The 21,867-nt window shown below is 48.3% G+C and carries 21 protein-coding genes and 5 tRNA genes; 19 read left to right on the forward strand and 7 right to left on the reverse strand.

Annotated elements, in window-relative coordinates:
* The first annotated feature begins 52 nt into the window (after positions 1-52).
* The 4 genes from EGV91_RS11865 to EGV91_RS11880 all read left to right on the forward strand — a co-directional run bounded on the left by EGV91_RS11865 (position 53) and on the right by EGV91_RS11880 (position 378).
* Positions 53-124 (forward strand) — tRNA-Gln (locus tag EGV91_RS11865).
* A gap of 5 nt (positions 125-129) precedes the next feature.
* A tRNA-Gly gene (locus tag EGV91_RS11870) sits at positions 130-204 on the forward strand.
* A 6-nt stretch (positions 205-210) separates the two neighbouring features.
* Positions 211-284: transfer RNA gene (locus tag EGV91_RS11875), tRNA-Cys, on the forward strand.
* A gap of 10 nt (positions 285-294) precedes the next feature.
* A tRNA-Leu gene (locus EGV91_RS11880) sits at positions 295-378 on the forward strand.
* On the opposite strand, the gene EGV91_RS11885 is transcribed toward EGV91_RS11880, so the two are convergent.
* The gene (locus EGV91_RS11885; RefSeq protein WP_135504012.1) at positions 344-538 is read right to left on the reverse strand and encodes a hypothetical protein; all 195 of its coding nucleotides are present in this window, start codon (positions 536-538) and stop codon (positions 344-346) included. The two genes, EGV91_RS11880 and EGV91_RS11885, sit on opposite strands and share 35 nt — an antisense overlap.
* Before the next feature lie 159 nt (positions 539-697).
* Here EGV91_RS11885 and EGV91_RS11890 point away from each other — a divergent pair, with 159 nt between their 5' ends.
* The 6 genes from EGV91_RS11890 (at position 698) to EGV91_RS11915 (ending at position 7,010) form a co-directional block, all read left to right on the forward strand.
* Positions 698-1,315 carry a DUF47 domain-containing protein gene (locus tag EGV91_RS11890; protein ID WP_135504014.1) on the forward strand — a complete coding sequence of 206 codons (618 nt, stop codon included), beginning with the start codon at positions 698-700 and terminating at the stop codon, positions 1,313-1,315.
* Positions 1,316-1,330: 15 nt separating this feature from the next.
* On the forward strand, positions 1,331-2,329 hold the full coding sequence (locus EGV91_RS11895; protein WP_135504016.1) for an inorganic phosphate transporter: 999 nt from the start codon (positions 1,331-1,333) through the stop codon (positions 2,327-2,329).
* Positions 2,330-2,446: 117 nt separating this feature from the next.
* Positions 2,447-2,528: transfer RNA gene (locus EGV91_RS11900), tRNA-Leu, on the forward strand.
* Between the two features lie 141 nt (positions 2,529-2,669).
* Positions 2,670-3,047, forward strand: coding sequence for a VOC family protein (locus EGV91_RS11905; RefSeq protein WP_206662871.1), 378 nt, complete (start codon positions 2,670-2,672; stop codon positions 3,045-3,047).
* A gap of 178 nt (positions 3,048-3,225) precedes the next feature.
* Positions 3,226-5,883: a cation-transporting P-type ATPase gene (locus tag EGV91_RS11910; protein WP_135504020.1), complete on the forward strand. Its 2,658-nt coding sequence runs from the start codon at positions 3,226-3,228 to the stop codon at positions 5,881-5,883.
* 71 nt (positions 5,884-5,954) lie between these two features.
* Positions 5,955-7,010, forward strand: a complete 1,056-nt coding sequence (locus EGV91_RS11915) for a C45 family autoproteolytic acyltransferase/hydrolase (RefSeq protein ID WP_135504022.1) — start codon at positions 5,955-5,957, stop codon at positions 7,008-7,010.
* A gap of 74 nt (positions 7,011-7,084) precedes the next feature.
* Here the strand turns inward: EGV91_RS11915 and EGV91_RS11920 are convergent, their stop codons facing one another.
* Positions 7,085-8,131 (reverse strand): C45 family autoproteolytic acyltransferase/hydrolase, encoded by a 1,047-nt coding sequence (locus EGV91_RS11920; protein ID WP_135504024.1) that lies wholly within the window; start codon positions 8,129-8,131, stop codon positions 7,085-7,087.
* Between the two features lie 201 nt (positions 8,132-8,332).
* Here EGV91_RS11920 and EGV91_RS11925 point away from each other — a divergent pair, with 201 nt between their 5' ends.
* Positions 8,333-9,721: an Ig-like domain-containing protein gene (locus tag EGV91_RS11925; RefSeq protein WP_158290610.1), complete on the forward strand. Its 1,389-nt coding sequence runs from the start codon at positions 8,333-8,335 to the stop codon at positions 9,719-9,721.
* Positions 9,722-9,797: 76 nt separating this feature from the next.
* On the opposite strand, the gene EGV91_RS11930 is transcribed toward EGV91_RS11925, so the two are convergent.
* Positions 9,798-10,460 (reverse strand): B3/B4 domain-containing protein, encoded by a 663-nt coding sequence (locus EGV91_RS11930; RefSeq protein ID WP_135504026.1) that lies wholly within the window; start codon positions 10,458-10,460, stop codon positions 9,798-9,800.
* A 67-nt stretch (positions 10,461-10,527) separates the two neighbouring features.
* Here EGV91_RS11930 and queG point away from each other — a divergent pair, with 67 nt between their 5' ends.
* From queG to EGV91_RS11945, 3 genes are all read left to right on the forward strand, one after another.
* Positions 10,528-11,673 carry a tRNA epoxyqueuosine(34) reductase QueG gene (gene queG / locus EGV91_RS11935; RefSeq protein ID WP_135504027.1) on the forward strand — a complete coding sequence of 382 codons (1,146 nt, stop codon included), beginning with the start codon at positions 10,528-10,530 and terminating at the stop codon, positions 11,671-11,673.
* A 9-nt stretch (positions 11,674-11,682) separates the two neighbouring features.
* Complete coding sequence (gene trmL, locus EGV91_RS11940) at positions 11,683-12,156, forward strand: tRNA (uridine(34)/cytosine(34)/5-carboxymethylaminomethyluridine(34)-2'-O)-methyltransferase TrmL (protein WP_135504029.1); 474 nt, start codon at positions 11,683-11,685, stop codon at positions 12,154-12,156.
* Between the two features lie 344 nt (positions 12,157-12,500).
* Positions 12,501-12,809, forward strand: a complete 309-nt coding sequence (locus tag EGV91_RS11945; protein ID WP_416144299.1) for a hypothetical protein — start codon at positions 12,501-12,503, stop codon at positions 12,807-12,809.
* Between the two features lie 69 nt (positions 12,810-12,878).
* Here the strand turns inward: EGV91_RS11945 and EGV91_RS11950 are convergent, their stop codons facing one another.
* The gene (locus EGV91_RS11950; protein WP_135504031.1) at positions 12,879-14,180 is read right to left on the reverse strand and encodes an NCS2 family permease; all 1,302 of its coding nucleotides are present in this window, start codon (positions 14,178-14,180) and stop codon (positions 12,879-12,881) included.
* A 149-nt stretch (positions 14,181-14,329) separates the two neighbouring features.
* Here EGV91_RS11950 and EGV91_RS11955 point away from each other — a divergent pair, with 149 nt between their 5' ends.
* The gene (locus EGV91_RS11955; protein ID WP_135504033.1) at positions 14,330-15,163 is read left to right on the forward strand and encodes an aldo/keto reductase; all 834 of its coding nucleotides are present in this window, start codon (positions 14,330-14,332) and stop codon (positions 15,161-15,163) included.
* Between the two features lie 34 nt (positions 15,164-15,197).
* Here EGV91_RS11955 and EGV91_RS11960 read toward each other — a convergent pair whose 3' ends face one another.
* The 3 genes from EGV91_RS11960 to EGV91_RS11970 are packed head-to-tail and all read right to left on the reverse strand — an operon-like array spanning position 15,198 to position 16,994.
* Complete coding sequence (locus EGV91_RS11960; protein WP_135504035.1) at positions 15,198-16,043, reverse strand: RluA family pseudouridine synthase; 846 nt, start codon at positions 16,041-16,043, stop codon at positions 15,198-15,200.
* Between the two features lie 52 nt (positions 16,044-16,095).
* Positions 16,096-16,566: a thioredoxin family protein gene (locus tag EGV91_RS11965; RefSeq protein WP_135504037.1), complete on the reverse strand. Its 471-nt coding sequence runs from the start codon at positions 16,564-16,566 to the stop codon at positions 16,096-16,098.
* Complete coding sequence (locus tag EGV91_RS11970; RefSeq protein WP_135504039.1) at positions 16,563-16,994, reverse strand: disulfide oxidoreductase; 432 nt, start codon at positions 16,992-16,994, stop codon at positions 16,563-16,565. The genes EGV91_RS11965 and EGV91_RS11970 overlap by 4 nt, the downstream gene beginning before the upstream one ends.
* 130 nt (positions 16,995-17,124) lie before the next feature.
* Here EGV91_RS11970 and EGV91_RS11975 point away from each other — a divergent pair, with 130 nt between their 5' ends.
* The 4 genes from EGV91_RS11975 to EGV91_RS11990 all read left to right on the forward strand — a co-directional run.
* Complete coding sequence (locus EGV91_RS11975; protein ID WP_135504041.1) at positions 17,125-18,669, forward strand: carbon-nitrogen hydrolase family protein; 1,545 nt, start codon at positions 17,125-17,127, stop codon at positions 18,667-18,669.
* A gap of 77 nt (positions 18,670-18,746) precedes the next feature.
* Entirely contained in the window at positions 18,747-20,447 is a 1,701-nt protein-coding gene (locus EGV91_RS11980) for a phospho-sugar mutase (protein ID WP_135504043.1), read from the forward strand.
* 103 nt (positions 20,448-20,550) lie between these two features.
* Complete coding sequence (locus EGV91_RS11985) at positions 20,551-21,666, forward strand: GAF domain-containing sensor histidine kinase (protein ID WP_135504045.1); 1,116 nt, start codon at positions 20,551-20,553, stop codon at positions 21,664-21,666.
* A 17-nt stretch (positions 21,667-21,683) separates the two neighbouring features.
* Positions 21,684-21,867, forward strand: a 184-nt coding sequence (locus EGV91_RS11990; protein WP_135504047.1) for a response regulator transcription factor, incomplete at its 3' end; no start/stop codon positions are given.

The following is a 21,867-nucleotide window of genomic DNA, read 5'->3' on the forward strand; positions in this document are numbered from 1 at the left end:
GTGATTCCGGCACTCGGGGGTTCAATTCCCCTCGTCCGCCCCATTTAGTTATTGGGGTATAGCCAAGCGGTAAGGCAACGGGTTTTGATCCCGTCATGCCCTGGTTCGAATCCAGGTACCCCAGCTTTTGCGGAAGTAGTTCAGTGGTAGAACGCCACCTTGCCAAGGTGGAGGTCGCGAGTTCGAACCTCGTCTTCCGCTCCAAATTTTGGCGGCATAGCCAAGTGGTAAGGCATGGGTCTGCAACACCCTTATCACCGGTTCGAGTCCGGTTGCCGCCTCCATAATTATTTTGCCGGCGTGGCGGAATTGGCAGACGCGCGGGACTCAAAATCCCGTTCCTTCACGGGAGTGTCGGTTCGACCCCGACCGCCGGTATCATGTAAAGGGCCTGCCTGCCCTTTAAAAAAGCTCCAGCTTTGTTTTCAAAGCTGGAGCTTTTTTTTGTGTTTTCACGTCTTTCCAAAGGCACATCTGCACGCAAGCCTGCTTGTGGCATCCGAAAAAATAAGTAATTCTGCAAACGCTGCAGTTTCATAAGTTTAGCTGCATTTGCTAGAAGTATACTTTAGTTATCTGATTATTATGTAGTATTAAAGATTTGTAAATTGCAACTTAGTGAGTATTAATTTTATGTAAATTGAGTTATTATATTTAAGTTCGAATTATATTATATTGAAATAGTGGAGGCAAGAAAATGGCTTTTAAGAAGAAGGATAAATTTGCAGTTCAATTAGGGAGCATCGCTCTAAATTTACAAGAAGCTGCCGTGTATTTCGCCGAGTATAAACTAGTAGCAACCAGTGATTTGAAGATTTTTTCGAATACGATGAAAGATTACGAAACAAAAGGTGATGCTTTCGTCCACGATATAATCCAGGATCTTAATAAAGCATTTATTACACCTATTGAACGTGAGGACATCTTGGCGCTTACAATGAGCATGGACGATGTTTTAGATGGATTGGAACATACGGCTTCTATGTTCGAGATGTACGGCGTTGTAAATGCAGATTCATATATGCTCGAATTCGTTGAAGCGATTCGTTTGAGTGCAATCGAAATTGTGACCGCTGTCGACTTGATGGCGAATAAGAAATTGCTCCAGATGAGGGAGCATGCCATTAAAATTAAAGATTATGAATCGAAATGTGACGTGACACTCCGCAATTCCATTAAAAATCTGTTTGCGGTGGAAAAAGATCCGATTCGCATTATCCAATACAAAGATATTTACGAAGAACTAGAAGAAATCGCTGACCACTGCCAAAAGGTAGCAAATACGTTTGAATCAATTATTATGAAAAACGCTTAAGGAGCAAGACGACTCATGGATATGGTATTGTTGTTAACGGTTTTAATCGTCATTTTCGCTATAGTATTCGACTTCATAAATGGATTCCATGATACAGCTAACTCAATCGCTACGGCAGTTTCTACGAAAGCATTGAAACCACGCCATGCAATCATACTAGCAGCAGTCATGAACTTTGTGGGAGCTATGGCTTTCACAGGTGTTGCTAAGACGATCACAAAAGATATAGTTGATCCATTCACACTTACTAATGGCTCAATCGTCATCTTGGCGGCGTTATTGGCTGCCATCACCTGGAATTTGGTTACCTGGTATTATGGAATTCCAAGCAGTTCTTCCCACGCGCTGATCGGATCGATTGTTGGTGCTGTGATTGCAGCTGCCGGTGTCGGCGCATTGAATCTTGCAGGCTTTCTGAAAATACTGCAAGCGTTGCTGATTTCTCCCATTCTTGCTTTTGTAGTGGGCTATATCGTTTACAGTGTAATCAAAGTGATATTTAAAGATCATAACTTAACAAAGACAAACCGAAACTTCCGGTTTGTTCAAATTGCGACGGCTGCTTTGCAATCATTTTCACATGGTACCAATGATGCGCAAAAAGCAATGGGAATCATCACGATGGCTTTGATCGTGAACAACTACCAAAGTTCGGATGATATTCAATTATGGGTCCAGGTTTCCTGTGCATTGGCAATGGCTCTTGGAACTTCCGTAGGCGGTTGGAGAATCATTAAAACTGTTGGCGGAAAGATTATGAAAATCCGTCCGGTCAACGGTGTGGCTGCGGATCTCTCAGGTGCTGCAGTCATCTTCGGTGCTACTGCCATCCACTTGCCTGTCAGCACGACACATGTTATTTCTTCATCGATTATGGGTGTAGGGGCAGCACACCGCCTCAAAGGTGTTAAATGGGGCACAGCCCAAACAATGTTGATTACCTGGGTCATTACGCTGCCGATTTCAGCAATGATTGCCGGAATAATTTACTCTATATTGAATATTTTTCTGTAATGAATCTGAGACCAGTTTTTCTGAAAAGAAAACTGGTTTTTATTTTACTATCGTGAAAAAACTGTAGCCAAATTAATTTGAAGGTGCTATAATAATAATTGTCCGATTCAAGGTCATGCCAGTGTGGCGGAATTGGCAGACGCGCACGACTCAAAATCGTGTTCCTTCTGGAGTGCCGGTTCGACCCCGGCCACTGGTATACTGAAAATCCCTGTCACCATCATTTATTGATGGTGACAGGGATTTTTTCGTTCTTTCATGTTTTTCAGCAGGTATAGGTTAGAGAAATGGCGTATAGATAGTCATACTGTTTAATTCCGCAGAGGAGCTGACTATGGAAATGATTAATCGCCTTGACCATTTTGTATTGACCGTAGAAAACATCCAACAAACCTGTGATTTTTATGGAAATGTTCTCGGAATGGAAGTGAAAGAGTTTGGAGAAGGGCGTAAGGCGCTCCATTTCGGACAACAGAAAATCAATTTGCATGAAGCTGGCAACGAGTTCGAACCTAAAGCGCGTTCACCTCTTCCGGGAAGTGCCGACCTATGCTTTATTTCGGATGAACCACTCGAAAAGCTGCTTGAGCATTTGAAGCAAAACGGCGTAGCTGTTGAAGAAGGTCCTGTTTCACGAACCGGTGCATCAGGGACAATCCAGTCGCTCTACATCCGAGATCCCGATGGCAATTTAGTCGAGTTATCAAATTATGAGTAAGTTACTGTGTTAGCCAGGTTATGATATCTCGAAGAAGACGAGTAAAAGGCCATAATTTTCATGGTCTTTTTTTCATGCCAATAAATAAACAGCGGATAAAAGATAAGAGTTGTGATATCTGAATAATCAATCTATTATTAAGGCAATATAAGCTGTGCGGGAGATAGGAGGAAGTCTCGTGAAAAAGCTGGCGTGGCATCATCTTGAGACTGTGGATGTTTTGGCGGAATTGGAAACGAACAATGAAGAAGGGCTAACGGATGCGGCAGCGGATGAACGAAGGAAAGCGGCAGGCGCGAACGAACTGCCTGAACCGAAAAGAGAATCGAGGGTGATGCGGTTTTTAAAGCAATTCCATGACGTACTGATTTATGTACTCCTTGGGGCAGCGGTAATTACAATTGTGCTGGGGCACACAATCGATACATTGGTGATCCTGATGGTTATTGTGATAAACGCAGCCATCGGCTATATCCAACAGAGCAAGGCGGAAAAAGCGCTGGACAGCATCCGCAAGATGCTATCGTTGAAGGCAACTGCCATCCGTGCATCGAAAAGGAAAGTCATCCCGTCAGCCAATCTGGTGCCAGGAGACATTGCCGTTTTAAAAGCGGGCGATAAAGTGCCGGCGGATATCCGGCTCCTTGAAGCGGCTAACTTGAAGGTGGAAGAATCTTCATTGACCGGAGAATCTGTGGCTGTTGAAAAAAAGGTGGATGCATTGCCGCTTGAAACCTCTTTAGGGGATCGGCTGAATATGGTGTTTGCCGGAACATCGGTGGCAGCGGGTTCTGGCGTTGGCGTTGTGGTGGAAACTGGCAGCAGTACGGAGCTTGGGAAAATCAGTTCCTCGATTTCCAATGTCCAGAAGCTGCAGACGCCTTTGCTGAAGCAGACAGCCCATTTTGGCAAATTGATTTCAGCGATCATCGTCATTAGTGCGGCTGCTATGTTCGCCATCGGCTATTTTTGGCATGATTATCCGGCAGGAGAATTATTGCTCGCCATTATCGGCTTAACGGTCGCGGCAATTCCCGAAGGGCTGCCTGCCGTCCTGTCAATTATTCTGGCGCTTGGCGTCCAGGAAATGGCGGCAAAGAACGCCATCGTCCGGACATTGCCTTCAGTTGAAACCTTGGGTGCGGTGTCAGTGATATGTTCCGACAAAACCGGCACATTGACTAAAAACGAAATGACCGTTACGTCGATTTTGGTGAAGGACGAGGAATATGAACTGACAGGCAGCGGCTATTCCCCAAAAGGTGAAATCACCAGCCGCGGCCAAGTGGTGGCATTGGCGGATGCCCCTCGCCTGAAGCAGTTTTTGACTTGTGTTAAAACAATCAACGAGTCCCATTTATTTTGCAATGAGCGGGGGCATTGGGAAATCAGCGGAGATGCTACCGAAGGGTGTCTGGTGACAGCTGCAGAAAAAGCGGAGGAGTCCATACCGAAACTCGATTGCCTGGCGAAAATCCCGTTCGATTCCTCGTACAAGTACATGGCCGGCTTGGTAGAACATGACGGTACGAGGACAATTTTTGTGAAAGGAGCTCCCGAACAGATTTTAAGAATGTCGAAGAATGACAGTGCGGATGAGCTGGACCGTTGGCATGGAGAAATCTTGCTCCATGCCCGGAAAGGGGAAAGGATGATTGGCGCTGCTGCAAAAAAAGTGCCGGCCAATACAGCAAGCATCGGCCATGCTGATTTGGAGGAAGGGTTTGAAATCCTGGGATTTGCCAGCATCATCGACCCGCCGCGCGAAGAAGTAATCGAGTCGATTCGGCTATGCAAAAAAGCTGGCATCCAAGTGAAGATGATTACCGGCGACCACAAAGAAACGGCACTCGCAATCGGCTCTCAGATGGGCATCGGTGCGGAGGGGCTTGTTATTGAAGGAATTGAACTGGATCGGATGGACGAAAGTGAGCTGCAGGAGGCGGCGGTTAAATACGACGTTTTTGCGCGGACAAGCCCGAACAATAAATTGCAGCTGGTGCAGGCGCTCCAATCTCTCGGGCATATATGTGCGATGACAGGCGATGGCGTCAATGACGCGCCGGCTTTAAAGCGTGCAGACATCGGCGTAGCGATGGGCATCAAAGGGACAGAGGTGTCGAAAGAAGCTTCGGAAATGGTCTTAGTGGATGACAATTTCAACACCATCGTCACGGCAGTCAAAGAAGGGCGTCGCGTCTACGACAATTTGAAAAAGACCATCCTGTTCATTTTGCCGACAAATGTTGCTGAAGGGTCGGTTATTTTCGTCAGCATCCTTCTTGGTACGGCAATGCCGTTGACGCCGGTCCAAATTTTATGGATCAATATGATAACCGCCGTAACGATTTCTTTGGCGATTGCCTTTGAGAAACTTGAACCTGGAGCGATGGAACGGCCTCCGCGCAATCCGAATGCGAAGCTGTTGAGCGGCTATTATGTCTTTCGCATCGCATTTGTAGCTTCCATCATCTGCGGCGGACTCTTGTATATGAATAGAACATTGGCGGAAGCTGGCCTTAATCCGGCAATCGTGAATACGATGACCGTCCAGGCGCTGGTCATTTCCCAGTTGTTTTATTTATTCAATTGCCGCAGTGAAAAAGGCTTTGTCTTTCGGAAAGGCTTTTTTTCGAATAAAGCCGCCTTTATCGTTTCCGGCATCCTGATTGCGGTGCAATTGGGAGTGACTTATTTGCCAATAATGAATGTGCTGCTGGGCACCGTGCCGATTGCTGCACAGCACTGGATTTGGCCGATCGGCATCGGCATCAGCGTTTTCGCTATTGTCGAAATGGAGAAATGGGTATGGCGCAAAATGAGTGCTTCCCGGTAGGATAGGGGAACGGAACTTGGTATAATAGACGCAATAAGCAGCAAGGGACAGCTTATTGGAAGGGGAGCGGCATGCAGGAAATCCACAGCGACATCATTCAATTCCGAGGCAGCCATTACGATTTCGGGCTGCATCAAGGCGAGCGCTTGAAAGAGTCGATCGTCCTCGACAACCGGCAAAAGCAGTGGAAAGCGAAGCGTCCGCGTTTTGAAATCGACGCTGCGGAAGCCGAGCGGGCACTCAGCCGCTTTGCGCCGGGCATCTGGGAAGAGCTCGTTGGCCTGCGGGACAGCTTGGAGCTGCCGATGGAGGAAGTGCTGCGCAATTTCGGCGGCTATCGCATCGATGCGCTGCCATCTGGCTGCTCGATTGTTACAGGCGATGACTTCATGGTCCGCAATTACGATTTCCATCCACAAACCTATGAAGGGCGTTTCAGCTTGTTCCAGCCCACAGACCAAGGCTATGCCTTTATCGGTCCGACTTCCCGCATCACGGGGCGCATGGATGGCATGAACGAGAAAGGCTTGGCAATGGGCTATAATTTCACACACCGCAAAAAGCCGGGGGATGGCTTTGTCTGTTATATGATCGGCCGCATTATCCTCGAAACGTGTGCAACCATTGAAGAAGCTATTGCTTTGGTGAAGGAAATCCCGCATCGGGGTTCGTTCAGCTACGTCGTGACGGACACGAGCGGCGGAACGTCGATCATTGAAGCAAGCCCGCGCGGCGTCGATGTCAGAAGCGAAAACGCCTGCACCAACCATTTTGAAATCCAGGCGCACGAAAACCGCAATTACTTGAAGGATTCTTATGGACGTCTGGAAGCGATTCAGACCCAGCCGCATGAGACTGCTCACGTGGACAATGCATTCCGCCTGTTTAATGGTACGGGCAATGGCGTATTCTCGGAGCTGTACAAAAGCTGGGCTGGCACCATCCACACTTCAGCATATTTGCCGCAAAAAATGGAAGCCTGGTTCTCGCTTGGCGGCGACCAGCAGCCAGCCGTTTTTGATTTTGGGCATTGGCTAAAGGGTACGCCGCTGGAAGTGGATAAAATCCATGGCACGATCGATACAAAAATCGGCTTTGCGCATTTGGAGAAACAATTTGCAGAATGAAACAGGCTGTCCCACAAGTCAGGAATAATGACTTTCGGGACAGCCTGTTTTTGTTTTCAGATGGATAAAATGCATTACATTTCAGTCATGTGTGCGAAAGGCAGGTGGGTGTCGACCCGGCCTTTGACGCGTTTGGCGTTCAAGCGTTCTCCATCCAGCCATTTCTTGAAATCGAGCATCAGCGGCAAGCGGTCCTGTCCGAGTGCAAAACCGACTTTCAAGCTGGCGGGAAAATACGATGCGGTGTGCAGCGTACCGGAAGCAGTCGTGTATTTTTTGGAAAAGACGCCTTTGTCCGAATCGTTGAGCATACGGAATGCACTGTATGGTTCGGCCATCGTGTCCTGCTGGGAAAGGATGACTTCTTCGCGGCGGCGCGAATCTTCGATTTGGTAGCGGTTTTCTTCTGTCAGCAAGTCGAAATGGTTGGTGGATACAGCGGACTCCCGCGAAACGACCGAGCGGGGAGAAGCTTCGACGACAATGGATTTTCCGTTGCGGTCCAGCAGCACATAGCTGAACGAGCGGCGGTGCGGAAGTTCCTCCAAAAGAGCGACGGCTTCATCGGCATCCGCACAATTTTCCAGGATCAGGCGGCCGATCATATTGCAGATAAAGCCATCCCCGGAGTTGCGCCGGTTGATAAAGTTATAGCCCATTGCCAAGCCTTTCTCGTTGAGGCCGTCTGTGCGGCCGGTGATTTGCATTGTCGGTCCGATGGTCGCATAGCCGCCGTCAGAAGGCTGGTACAGCGCGAAACGGCCCTCATAGCCCTGCGGCGAGCTGTCGTAATTGCGTACCATGAAATCCTCACGGGTGAAGATGGAGCAGCCGCTGCGTGTATATTCCAAGTAATAACCGCCGAATTCACGGATGGCGTCGTGGGCATTCCATTCGAGTGCGTCCGCCAGCCCGTTTATTTCTTCCCAGATGCGCGGCGCGAATGTCTGGAGGATGCTTGTCGCTTCCTGTTCATTGATCATGAAGTTTTTATTGGATGGGGGCCATTGCTTGCGGCGGTTCGGCAACAGGAGCGAGCCTTTTAAGAGTTCGCCTTGATGCCGGCCGTAATCGTAATGGCTGCCTCGGAATTGAATGATATCGCTGTGAATTTGTTTCACTTGATGATCCCTCTTTTATTATGAAGTACCCCGATTTTACTGCACAATGCCTCGGATTCAAAGGAATCTGCTTAAGCCCTGTATTTACTTCTTTAATGACTGAAAATAAATTAGAATGGCTCAAAAATAAATAGTATTTAAATCATTTATAGTGTAATATCCAACTTATAGGTATTTATAATTATTAAAAGGGGATGTAAAATGGGTAAAAAATTATTGTTCACGATAACATCATTAGGTCTAATGGCTTCTTTAATGGTTAATGGTGTAGCACAAGCAGAAACTGGTGCAACAGAAAATTTTAGCAGGTCGCTGGAAAAGCAAATTGAAAAGCAATTGCCAAAGAATATAGGTGGCTTGCAGGCTGTTACTCAATTTGAAGCAATGTTGAAGAATGCTCCTGCTGTAAAAATAGAAGGCAGCGTCAAAGCCAGCTCTATTGATTATGGGGAATACGCGATCGAGCAGGAATACAATGATGATTTCGGCTATGCAGACAGCTTGTCTTTCGATAAACCTATTTATGGCCAATTATTGCCGTATGATGATATTGATTTTTACAAAATAACGGTTCCGCGCGATGGACTTTTGCTTGTAGGGGGAGAGAGCAATACTTATGCGATTGATCTCTTATTTTTGGCAACTGAAAAAGATTTTGTGGAAAGTTCCAAATTGGTCTATTTAGGAACTGAATACGATGAGTATATGGAAATTCAGGCATACCAAGCAAAAGCGGGAACTTATTATGTAGCAGCGACTGATTATGACTATTTTGATTATGCTTGGGACGACAATACCGAGGAAGATATTTATATGCTTGCTGCAGCATTTTCCGATAATGTAGCGCCAGGCAAACCGACGGTCAATAAAGTGGACAATAATGATGTTGCGGTAACTGGAAAAGCGGAAGCGAATTCCACAGTCACCGTTAAAAACGGCACGACTGTCATTGGGTCCGCCAAAGCTTCATCAACGGGTGTTTTCTCTGTGAAAGTAGCAGTCCAAAAAGCCGGGTCAACTCTTGCTGCCACAGCAAAAGACAGTTCAGGCAATATCAGCGCAGCAACAACAACAAAGGTTGTAGACGTTGTCGCCCCTGGCAAGCCGACGGTCAATAAAGTGGATAATAACGATGTTGTGGTTACCGGGAAAGCTGAAGCGAATTCAACTATTACTGTAAAAAAAGGAACTACTATTTTAAGCTCTATAAAAGCTTCGTCGACAGGAACTTTTTTGGCTAAGATAGCTGTTCAAAAAGCGGGGACTGCTCTTGCCGTTACGGCAAAAGATAGTGCAGGGAACATAAGTGCAGCAACTGCAATAACAGTAGCCGATGTTATAGCTCCTGCAAAGCCCGTAGTCAATAAAGTAGACAGCAACGATTTGAAAGTGACGGGGAAAGCGGAAGCAAATTCAACAGTTGCCGTTAAAAATGGAACTACTCTGCTAGGCTATGCAAAAGCTTCATCGACCGGTTATTATTCAGTGCCGATCAAAGCACAAAAAAGAGGGGTGACAATTACTGTCACTGCTAAAGATAAAGCCGGAAATATCAGCGCTAAGGCTAGTCTTGTAGTCGTAAGTCCATAATGAAATCAAAAAGTAAGCTAATCAAAAAGACCATTGCCTTTTAAAAAAGGGCAATGGTTTTTTATTGTAGAGCATATTAAAGGAGTTGGATTTCAGCATCTCCACCATTGATGCCGGTGAACATATTGGCTGCGGCTGTCAATAATTCAAGTGCTGTATCGCGTTCCATCGAAGGCCGCAGATAAAAGATGTGAAGTGCATTTTTTGTATTTTCTGTGACGGCTGTTCGCGTGGAATCAACGTAAGGGCTGCCGAATGCGCCTTGTGCGTCTTTGGAAACCAGGATATTGTCCAATGTATTGGTGCGGTTGTTCAAGCCCTCGAACTGATCATCTTCTGTACCGAGAGCGATTTCAACGTCTCCGTTGATTTTGTCCGCATCGTAGAGGCCGAGCGGAATTTCATATTGCAGCGATAGAAAGCTGTTCATGTCGACCGCAGAATGGATGGAAGGCAGGTAATTCTGCTTTTTGATGCGGCGGAACAGCGCTTCTGCCGAAGGGCGGTGCCGGCTTGGACTCGCGCCCAGCGCTTTCCACACCAGCTGCCATTCGAGCAACCCTGGAAAATGGGTGATGTCTTTGTCTTCCAAGTCGAAATACAATTGCTCCTGGAAAAGCTGCAGCCGGCCTTTTAACATTTGAGGTGACTCCGAAACGGTGATATTGTTATAATGAATAGTTCCTATTTTAAAGTCGGGAAGGATTTCCTTAATGTGACGCTGGATGGTGATTTCCACAGCAATCTTCCTTTCAGGGAATGTATTAGGGATATCGTATCATAGATATAGAATGAGGGGTTACAGCATGAATCTCGAAGGATTTCAACAAGAGCTTGTTGCCTATGCCTCGGAGATCGGAATCGATAAAATCGGGTTTGCCTCGGCAGAGCCTTTTTATAACCTGCGCCATCAATTGGCGCGCCAGCAGCAATTGAATTACCAATCCGGCTTTGAAGAGCCAGACCTTGATAAACGGACTCGTCCAGAGCTTTTATTGGACGAAGCGGTGAGCATCATTTCAATCGCGATTGCCTATCCTTCGAAAATGGAGGATGCGCCGCAAGGGATGCGTGGGGCAAGGCGAGGCATTTTTTCCCGCTCATCATGGGGGAAAGATTACCATGCCGCCTTGAAAGAACGTTTGACCTTATTGGAAGCGTTCATCGCCGTACATTTCCCTGAAGCCCGCATGCGGTCAATGGTCGATACCGGGGAATTGTCCGACCGCGCCGTTGCTGAACGCGCAGGCATCGGCTGGAGCGCGAAAAACACTTCCATCATTACGCCGGAGTTCGGTTCCTATGTGTATTTGGGTGAAATGATCACCAATATCCCTTTTCGCTACAGTGAACCGATGGAAGACCAATGCGGCGATTGCCGCCTGTGCATCGATGTCTGTCCGACCGGAGCGATTGTTGAAGGCGGCCAATTGAATGCCCAGCGCTGCATTTCTTTTTTGACGCAGACAAAAGGCTTTTTGCCGGATGAATTCAGAGGCGTCATAGGCAATCGGTTGTATGGCTGCGATACCTGCCAAACGGTGTGTCCGAAAAACAAGCGCAAGGCGAATCTGATCCATGCGGAATTTACGCCGGATCCGGAAATCGCCAAACCGCTGCTCGAACCGCTGTTAACGATTTCGAACCGTGAATTCAAGGAGCGCTTCGGCTATGTGTCGGGTTCATGGCGAGGCAAAAAGCCGATCCAGCGCAATGCCATTCTCGCTTTGGCCCATTTCAAAGAGAAAAGCGCGGTGCCGGCGTTGATCAAACTGCTGATGGAAGATGAGCGGCCGGTCATTCGCGGCACAGCGGCCTGGGCACTCGGGAAAATCGGGATGCCGGAAGGGTTCGAAGCGCTGCAAACGGTGCTGGAGACAGAGCAAGACGAAGAAGTAAAAGATGAAATTCAAAAAGGACTGGCGTTTTTTGCCGAAGAGATGAAAGGATAAGTGAACGTTTTGGCTATACACATCGTTTTATACCAGCCGCTGATTCCAGCGAATACAGGGAACATCGCCCGCTCTTGTGCAGGGACTGGCGTGAAATTGCATTTGATCCGACCGCTCGGCTTTTCCACAGACGATAAGATGCTGAAGCGGGCAGGCCTCGATTATTGGGAGCATGTTGATTTGACATATTATGATTCGCTGCAGGAATTGTTCGACCGTTATGACGGCGCTGCATTTTACTACATTACAAAGTTCGGTACGAAGACGTATTCGTCTTTCGATTATTCGGATACGGAAAAAGACCATTTCTTCGTTTTTGGCCAGGAAACAAAAGGCTTGCCGAAAGAACTGATCGAGCAAAATCCGGAAACGTGCCTGCGCATTCCGATGAATGAGCATATCCGTTCGCTGAATTTGTCCAACACAGCGGCGATTTTGATGTACGAGGCCTTGCGCCAGCAGAATTTCCCAGGATTGGATTAAACGGAAGCACAAAAAAAGCCGGCGCATATGCACCGGCTTTTCGTATTATTCTTTTTCAGCAGTTCCTGGTTTATCATCATAGCCTGCAGTTAAGATAGCGGCCAAGAACGCTACAGTAACACCTAGAATAAGGATTAAGTTCATAAATAACGACCTCCTTGTAATATGCATCTTTGTTTAGTATAGCGTATGTGGCAGGAAAATGAAATATGGGGCTCAATTCAAATGTGGAGAAGTTTTGTCTGTTCCATGCGGGATTTTTAGCTTTTTAATAAAAAATGAAACCTTTTCTTTGGCCATCCGTAGAATAGGAAAGGACAGTTCAGGAAAGGATGAAGTTAACAATGAAAATGAAAATTTCCGTTGCATTATTATGGATTACCGGTTTGGCTGAATTGCTGCTGGCAATTCCATTTATCGGGGGAACTTTTGTCATCAGCACAGGCTATACGGCGCTTGGCGTCATGTTCTTGCTGCACGCAGTGACGTTATTTTTCTGCTTCCGTGAATACTCACCGAAATCCGGTTCGATTTTAGGGATTGTCACAAGCCTGGTTGCTTGGTTCCCAGTGATCGGCTGGGCGATGCATTTGCTGACAGCTGCGGTATTGCTGATCACAGCAAGCGTATCAAGTGCTCGTACACGAGTTTAATAGGACATAAAAAAAACCGCCGGATGGCGTTTTTTTATGTCTGGAAACTTAGATAATTCTCTGCTTTTATTAATGCGGTGCAATCAAGATCTGGATAGCGAACAGCACTGCAAAAATATAAAGGATCGGGTGGACGGCCTTCCATTTGCCTTTGAAGATTTTCATCAATGGGTAAGAGATAAAGCCGAGTGCAATTCCGGTTGCGATACTTGAAGTCAGCGGCATGGCCAGGATGATCAGGAATGCTGGGAACGCTTCATCGAATTCATCCCATTCGATATGTTTCACAGCACCAATCATTAAACTGCCGACAATGATCAATGCAGGTGCAGTGATCGCAGCAACGCTTGATAGGGAAGAAACAAGGGGGCCGAAGAAAGCGGCGATGATGAACAAGATGCCGACAGTCAATGTTGTCAGGCCTGTCCGTCCGCCAGCAGCAACGCCTGCAGAAGATTCTACATAAGCGGAAGTCGGGCTTGTGCCGAACATGGCACCGGCAGTGGCCGCAACTGAATCTGCAAGAAGTGCTTGGCGCATGCGCGGCATATCGTTGTTTTTCATGAGGCCAGCCTGTTTCGCCACACCGATCATGGTGCCCGTTGTATCGAATAACGTGACCAACAGGAATGAAAAGACGACGCCGTATAATCCGAATTCGATGACCAATTGAACTGCTTCAATCGGATTCCAGACGATGATGCCTTCGGGAAGGGATGGAAGCTGCATCAAACGGCTTTCGAATTTCAATTGGCCGTTAAAGAAGGCGATGATTGCTGTCACAATCATTCCGAAGAAAATGCCGCCGTGAATGTTCAACGACATAAAGATGAGCGTGATCATGAGGCCGACCAGCGTCAGAAGGACGGGAGCTGAAGTCAAATCGCCCAGGCCGACTAAATTCGCTTCATTTCCCACGATGATTCCACTGAGGCGCATGCCGATAAAGGCGATGAACAGCCCGATGCCGGCAGTTATGGCGTGTTTCAGGTTTTCAGGAATGGCTTGGATGAGGATTTTGCGCATTTTGGTCAACGATAGCAGGACGAATATGATGCCAGCGACGAAGACGGCTGAAAATGCGGTGACGTAATCGATTGTGCCGCCTGATCCTAGCACCATCGAGGTGAAATATGCATTTAATCCCATTCCCGGTGCGATGGCAATGGGGTAATTAGCGAAAAGTGCCATCCAGAGCGTGCCAATTGCTGCGGCGATAATGGTTGCCAGGAATACTTGGTCAAACGGAACGCCCGCTGCACCCAAGATTACAGGATTGACAATGACAATATAAGCCATTGTTAAAAACGTTGTCATACCGGCAAGAACTTCCGTTTTAACGTCTGTGCCGAACTCTTTCAACTGAAACATTTAAATACTCCTTTCAAAATCCGAACGATTTAAACAACATTTCATATATTATTCGCTTTTATAGAGAAATGCAAGGGGTTTAGCCAAATTCTTTAAAGTCGAGTTTTCAGGTGAATATTTGTACAATGAATAAAGAAAGGATGATGAAAATGGAATTAGCGATCAATTCAACGAAAACCTTACATAACGGAGTAGAGATGCCGCGTTTCGGGCTTGGCGTGTTCAAGATGACCGACAAAGAAGAAGCGGTGAATGCCGTCCTTTCGGCACTCAAAGCAGGCTATCCGGCAATAGACACAGCAAGCATCTACGACAACGAACATGAAGTGGGGGAAGCCATCCGCGCATCCCGCATGAAGCGCGAAGACATCTTCGTCACGTCGAAAGTCTGGAATACGGACCAAGGCTACGACAATACATTGCGTGCGTTCGAAGCATCGCTGAAGCGTTTGGACTTCGATTATTTGGACCTGTATTTGACGCATTGGGCGATGCCGGATACTTATGAAGAAACGTACCGTGCCATTCAGCGGCTCTATGATGAGAAGTTGGTGCGCTCAATCGGTGTTTCAAATCACCAGCAGCACCATTTGGAAAAACTCTTGGCAACAGCGAACACGAAGCCGATGGTCAACCAGATCGAGCTTCACCCGCAATTGACGCAAGAACCGCTTCGCCAATTCTGTGCAGACAATGAAATTGCGGTCACTTCCTGGTCGCCGCTCGCACGCGGACGCTTGCTTGGTGAACCGCTGCTCGGAAAGATCGGCGAGAGCCACGGCAAGTCGATCGCGCAAGTCATTATCCGCTGGCATTTACAGCACGACTTGATCGTCATTCCGAAATCAGTGAAGCCTGAACGCATTCTCGAGAATGCCGACGTCTTCAATTTCGAGTTGTCTCCTGGACAGATGGAAATGATCGACGCTTTGAACAAGGATTGGCGCACAGGCACCCATCCCGACGAAATCCATTTGCGCTAAAAAAAAAGAAGTTCCCGCTGGGGAACTTCTTTTTTTAACGGCTTGTATCTTCAACAACGATTTTTTCACCGGTAAACGGGTGGGTGAACGACATGCGGAACGCGTGGAGATGGTATGCTCCGTCCTGCGTCATTGGGCCGTCATATAACTCGTCGCCGATGATCGGGTGGTTGATGTGCGACAGGTGCGCCCGGATCTGATGGGTTCGCCCTGTTTCAAGCGTCAAGTGCAGCAATGTTTTGCCTTCCATGTGTTTCAGCACGCGGTAATGCGTCACAGCGCTTTGTCCGGAAGGGGATACGCGCCGGCGCGTCGGATGATGGCGGTCGCGGCCGAGCGGGAAATCGATCGTGCCGGTCCGGTTGACGACTTTGCCTTTGACGACGGCTTCGTAATCGCGCACAAGCTGTTTTTGCTCGAGCATGCGGTCCATTACATTTTTGGCGACCGGATGCTTCGCGACCATCAACAGGCCGGACGTTCCTTGGTCCAAGCGGTGGACGTGCTCGCCGTAGGATCCGCCATTACGGATGATATGGCCGAGGATGGCGTTGATGAAGGTATCGGTCTGTCCGGTTTCATTCGGATGGGTGGCCATGCCTTTCGGTTTTCTCGCGATGATGAAATGGTCATCTTCGAATAAAATCGGCAATTCGACATCGTGTTTCGGTTCATAAGGCGAAGAAGCCGGCGGCAATTTAAAATGCAGGGTCGTGCCTTTTTCCAACGGCTCTTTCCAGACCACTTCCTGATGCTTGGCATTCGTTACGCTTTTGGCCATGCGCATTTCATGGACGACTTTCTTGCCGAGGCCCCATTCCGTGCGCAGCAATTCTTCGACAGTGATGCCATCTTCTTGTATTTCGTAATTCCATTCCATGTGTTGTCCTCCATATAAAAGGGCCATGCGCGCTGCACATGGCTCCTGTTTGTTATTTCAATACGATTTCGTTGAAAAATTCTTCGATATTCTCTTTTGGCTGGGATCCGACCCAGCGTGAGACTTCCTCGCCATTTTCGTAATGCACGAGTGTCGGTGTCGCTTCGATGAAATAATCCTGCCAGCCTTGATCATACTCTAACAGATTATACTGGAGGACATCGACATCCATATCTTCAGCGACAGGCATCAATACAGGTGTAGTGGCCTGGCAATGCTGGCATGTCGGGCTGAAAAAATAGACTGTTGTCGGTTCGCCGCTCTTGATTTTTTCGTCCACTTCGTCCGGCACCGCGATGTTCTGGTAGTTTTCATCTGACAATAAGTCGATGGTCGGCTGATCGAGGTCATCTGTATCGTATGGATTGTTGGCGAGTTTATCATTGTTCGATATATTCGTCAGCACGATGATCAAGGCGAATATCGCCACAACGACCCCGCCGATGATAAGCATTTTCTTCATTTTCCTGTTTCCTCCTTCAATGACTTCAGCAAATAGATGCTCATGGCCGCGATTAAGATGAATGCGGTGAGCGCTAAAAATGGGATGGTGATGAATCCGAGATAATTGATGTACTCGCCGGTGCACGGCACTTGTCCGCATGACGGCGCAGCATCAGAAAGGAAAGCCAGCTTCTGCAAGCCGTAATGATAAAGCGATATCCCCCCGCCGATGACCGATAAGGCCAGCGTCGTCGCTGCAATACGTACATTCTTTTGGGCATAAGCGACGCCGATGACGATAACGAGCGGATACATGAAGATCCGCTGTACCCAACACAGTGTGCAAGGTGCATAGCCGCGTATTTGGGAGAAATACAGCGAACCGGCAGTGGCGATCAGCGCGACGACCCACATGGCAAGCATAATATTTTCTTGGCGCTTGGACATTGAACAGTACCTCTTTTCAAAATTACTTCTATAAAAGTATAATTCTTAACTGCGGGCAAGTAAAATAATATCAACCTGTGCCGCTATCCTATATAATAAACTGTGATACTTTTGTGAAGGAGTGGCTGCAGTGCCAGAAGAATTCGATTTGTCCCATTTTGAAAAAAGCATGATCATACGGGAAATGACGTATGCAGATATAGATGCCATCATGGAAATGCAGCGCCTCAGTTTTCCAGGAATGGATCCATGGAAAGAAGAGCAGCTCCGCAGCCATCTAGGCGTTTTCCCGCAGGGGCAGCTTGTAGCGGAACTTGACGGTAAAGTCATCGGTTCCTGCTCGAGTTTATTGATAAACTTTGATGAATACGACGACCGCCACACGTGGGATGACGTCACAGACGGTGGATACATCACGAACCATAATCCCGATGGCTACAATATGTACGGCATCGAAGTCATGGTGCATCCGGAATACCGCCGCATGCAAGTCGGCCAGCGTCTTTACGAAGCACGCAAAGAGCTGGCGCGTGAGTTGAATTTGAAATCGATTATTCTTGGCGGACGCATTCCGAATTTCCATAAATACGCGGATGAAATGTCGCCGCGTGAATACGTAGATGCGGTATCGCGCCATAAAATCTATGATCCCGTCTTGACGTTCCAATTGATGAACGGCTTCCAGCTGATGCGGATCAACCCGAATTACTTGCAGGATGATCTTGCATCCGGCAAATACGCGACATTGATGGAATGGAATAACGTCGATTACAAACCGGTGTCGAAACGCCATTTCAAAACAAGCCTTCCGGTCCGGATTTGTGTTGTCCAATATTTGATGCGCGCCATCGAATCATTCGATGATTTGGCAAACCAGGTGGAATACTTTGTCGATGTCGCTTCGGATGCACATTCCGATTTTGTCGTCTTCCCGGAAATTTTCACGACTCAGTTGATGTCTTTCCTCAACGAGCCATCGCCGAGCCAGGCAGTGCGCAAATTGACGGAATACACGCCTCAATACATTGAATTGTTCACGGACCTTGCCGTCCGTTACAACATCAATATCATCGGCGGATCGCATTTCGTCAAAGAAGAAAATGACGAAATCTACAACATCGCTTACTTGTTCCGCCGCGATGGCTCGATCGATAAGCAATACAAAATCCACATCACACCGAACGAACGCAAGTGGTGGGGAATCTCGGCCGGCGACTCGGTCCGCGTATTCGATACGGACTGCGGCAAAATCGCGATCCAGATCTGCTACGATATCGAGTTCCCGGAATTGGCGCGCATCGCGACAGACATGGGCGCGAATATCATCTTCTCGCCATTCTGTACCGAAGACCGCCAAGGCTATTTGCGCGTCCGTTATTGCGCACAGGCCCGTGCAGTCGAGAACCAGATTTACACGGTCATTTCCGGAACGGTCGGAAACTTGCCGCAAACTGAAAATATGGATATCCAGTATGCGCAATCGGGCATTTTCGCACCCTCCGATTTCGAATTCGCGCGCGACGGCATTGTCGGCGAAACCAACGCGAACTTGGAGATGGTGCTGATCGGCGATGTCGATTTGGAAATCCTGCGCCGCCAGCGCCAGAACGGTACGGTCAAGCAATTGAAGGACCGCCGCCACGACGTTTACCGCGTAGAATACAAAAAAGATTAATGCATGTGCCGCTTCCCAAAAGGAAGCGGCTTTTTTTTTGATTTTTTGGTAAACTAAGTGTATTGGAGGGATGTCTTATGACTTGGCAGGAACGGCTAAAGCGCTGGTTGGAACACAGCCAGCATGATGAAGGAACAATACAGGCTTTATCTTTGTTGAAAGATGATGAAAAAATGGCAGAAGATGCATTTTATCAGGATCTGGCATTCGGCACAGGAGGAATGCGCGGCGAAATCGGCCCGGGAACCAACCGCATGAATGTCTACACGGTCCGTAAAGCCTCACAAGGAATCGCGGATTACATCAAAGACAGCGGAGAACAGGCGATGGCGCGTGGAATCGTGATTGCGTACGACAGCCGCCGCATGTCGCCGGAGTTCGCGCTCGAAGCAGCGAAAACCTTTGCATCGAATGGCATCCACACGTATTTGTACAGCGAGCCGCGCACAACGCCGCAATTGTCATTCAGCGTACGGTACTTGAATGCCTTTATGGGAGTGGTCATCACGGCCAGCCACAACCCGCCTGAATACAACGGCTATAAAGTATATGGCGACGACGGGGCGCAGCTGAACCTCGAAGACGCGGACCGCGTCATTGATTTTGTCAGCCGGGTCGAAGACGAACTGGCCATCGACAATTCCGTATACGAGGAAGCATCGCTCGTCCACTTGGGTGAGCGTTTGGATGCAGCTTATATCGAACAGGCACTGACGGTGCAGGAAGGGTCGGCCAAGCCAATTTCTGCGGTCTTCACGCCGCTCCACGGGGCATCCGGTTCTACCGTGAAAAAGTTATTGGAAACAGCCGGTTATACAGACATCGCATATGTTGCGGAACAAATGCAGCCGGACGGGGAATTCCCGACAGTCAAATCGCCGAATCCCGAAGAGGCTTCTGCTTTTGAACTAGCGATGCAATACGGCGAAAAGAACGGCAGCGAATTGCTGATTGCCATCGATCCGGACGGCGACCGTGTTGGCATTGCAGTCCTTGCAGGCGGACATTACGAATTGCTGAACGGCAATCAGACGGGCGCCATCCTCATCGATTATTTATTGAGCCAGAAACAGGCGAAAGGCACGCTGCCGGACAACGGCAAAATCTTCAAGACGATTGTGACGTCTGAATTCGGCCGCGTCATTGCGGAATCGTATGGCGTTGAATGCGAAGATGTCCTGACCGGCTTTAAATTCATCGGGGAAAAGCTGAAGCACAACGATGAACATCCGCAATTCGAGTTTCTTTTCGGTTACGAGGAAAGCTATGGCTATTTGATCCGCGATTTCGCACGCGACAAAGATGCTGTCCAGGCAACTTTATTGCTGATCGAAGCCGCCGCTTATTACAAAACGCTCGGCAAAACCTTGCACGATGTGCTGGTTGAACTTTATAACCGATACGGCTGGTACCGGGAAGCGCTCGTGTCGATTACGAAAAAAGGGCTTGACGGCTCACGGGAAATCACTGCGCTTCTTGAAGGGCTGCGGAAAGACCCATTGGCTCAAATCGCCGGCATCCCGGTGGTGTCGATCGAAGATTATGAAACCCAGAACCGGATTTTCGTTGATTTGAATACAAATGAAAAAATCGAGTTGCCCCAATCGAACGTCTTGAAGTACTTCCTCGAAGATGGCTCATGGGTGTGTGTCCGCCCAAGCGGCACAGAGCCGAAAGTGAAATACTATTTCGGCATTACGGCAGCGAGTGAACGCGACAGCGATGAAAAGCTGGAACTTATCAAACAGTCATTCCTGGACGAATTGGACAATCGATAAACGGAAGCTCCCTCTTGCAGGGGGCTTTTTCATTCGAAAGTACGAGGCGCGCTTGGAATGAAAAAGTGTATGGTAGAGAGACAACAGCGATGAGGTGAACGGGATGGAAGCTGGCCAGCATTCGAATGTGGCGTTATTGAAAGAAATTGCGGAATTATTGAATGAAGAAACGGATATGGGCCGGATGCTCGAAGGGGCGATTTGGAAGTTATTGAATGGCTCGGTATTCGAGGCGGCATGGATTTTCTTTATTGATAAAAATGGCAAGCATCAGCTTGCTGCGCAGGCGAATCTGCCACCGGCGCTTAAACAGAACGATTGCCGCCACCTGAAAAAAGGAGGGTGCTGGTGCGTCAAACGCTACCACGACGGCAATTTGGAAAAGGCTTCGAATATCATTGCCTGCCAGCGGATCGACAACGCCATTTCATCCGATGCCGGAGACGCCGAAGGGATTACACACCATGCTACGGTTGCGCTGCAATCGGGCAATGAAAAGTTCGGGCTTTTAAACATCGCCGCACCGGACACTGTGCGTTTTTCCAATGATGAGTTAGCGCTTTTGGAATCTGTAGCGTTCCAGATCGGCTCCGCCATCAAACGCATCCTGCTGACAAAGCAGGAACAGGAATTGGCATTGGTGCAGGAGCGCAATAGGCTGGCACGTGATCTGCATGATTCGGTCAATCAGCTGCTGTTTTCGGTGACGTTGACGGCCAGAGGCGGCAGTGTCATGTCGGAAGACCCGGAAGTGCAGGAAACGTTCCGCGATATCCAGCACCTGACACAAGAAGCGCTCAATGAAATGCGCGCGCTGATCTGGCAATTGCGGCCGAAAGGGCTGGAAAGCGGATTGCTCGAAGCGGTCAAAGGCTATGCCGAGATGCTTGGGCTGTCGACGGAATTGAAAGTGACCGGCGTTATCCAGCTGCCATCGCGGACAGAAGAAACGCTGTTCCGCATTGCGCAAGAGGCACTCAACAACATCCGCAAACATGCAGGCGTCCATAAAGTTCAGCTGTACATGTCGGTGACGCCATCCGATGTGCTGCTGGTGATCAAAGATGAAGGGCGCGGATTTGTCATTGACGAGCATCTCTACTTGCCATCAATCGGCATCCAGAGCATGCGCGATCGTGCAAAAGCGGAAGGCGGCAGTATCGAATGGTCAAGTGAAATTGGAAGAGGCACGGAAATCCTCATCAGGATTCCGTATTAATCGGGGGAGTGGTTAACGTGGTGAAGGTTTTGATCGCCGATGACCATCATGTGGTGAGGCGCGGATTGTTATTTTTCTTGAAAACACAAAAAGACATTGAAGTGGTCGGGGAGGCGGTGAATGGCCGGGAAGCGGTGGACATGGCAGACAGGCTGCGGCCGGATATCGTGCTGATGGATCTCGTCATGCCAGAGATGGATG

The organism is Planococcus koreensis (assembly GCF_004761975.1).
In the GTDB taxonomy this organism is placed as follows: domain Bacteria; phylum Bacillota; class Bacilli; order Bacillales_A; family Planococcaceae; genus Planococcus; species Planococcus koreensis.